Origin of the sequence: Mesorhizobium sp. YIM 152430 (assembly GCF_029210365.1) — a bacterium.
Lineage (GTDB): Bacteria > Pseudomonadota > Alphaproteobacteria > Rhizobiales > Rhizobiaceae > Aliihoeflea.
Window position 1 is genome coordinate 1 of the sequence record NZ_JARGES010000037.1, and the last position, 721, is coordinate 721.

Sequence of the window (721 nt, forward strand, 5' to 3'; positions counted from 1 at the left end):
CCTGTCGGGACCGGCGGCGAGCATCGTCGGTGCGCGTCATTTGACCGGGCTGGACGATGCCGTCGTCTCCGACATCGGCGGGACGACGACCGACATCGCGATCCTCGACAAGGGCGTCCCGCGACTGGATCCGGACGGGGCGACGGTCGGCGGGTTCCGCACCATGGTCGAGGCGGTGGCGATGCGCACTTTCGGGCTTGGAGGGGATTCGGAAGTGACGTTTGCCGATGGCGGGCTCGATCCGGCGATCCTGCTCGGGCCGCGACGGATGGTCCCGCTTTCGCTTGCCGCATACCAGCATGGCACGATCATCGCGGAGACTCTGGAACGCCAGCTTCGCACCACCAATCCCGGTCGGATGGACGGCCGCTTCGCGGTGNTGTATGAAAAGGTGACGGCGACGCCGTTGCCGCTCGAACAGTTGCTGACCTCGACGGCGCAGATAGCGACGCTGCAACGTCTCGTCGCGCGCGGCCTCGTTCATCTGTGCGGCTTCACGCCGTCCGACGCCGCGCATGTGCTCGGGCGGCAGGACAACTGGGACGCGCGTGCGGCCCGGCTCGGCGCGCAACTGGTGGCGCGCAAGCGCGACGGGCGCGGTCAGCCGATTGCGGAGAGCACAGAGATGATTTCGCGGCGCGTGCTGGAGGTGGTGACGCGGCGATCGGCCGAATTGATGCTGGAATCGGCGCTCGCCGATGACGGGCTCGACGGCGCGGCA

Annotated in this window: 1 protein-coding gene; it reads left to right on the top strand. The window is 68.5% G+C overall.

Going from position 1 to position 721, the window contains the following annotated elements; translation table 11 throughout:
* On the top strand, positions 1 to 721 hold a 721-nt coding region (locus PZ895_RS11350), incomplete at both ends, for a hydantoinase/oxoprolinase family protein (RefSeq protein WP_275839108.1).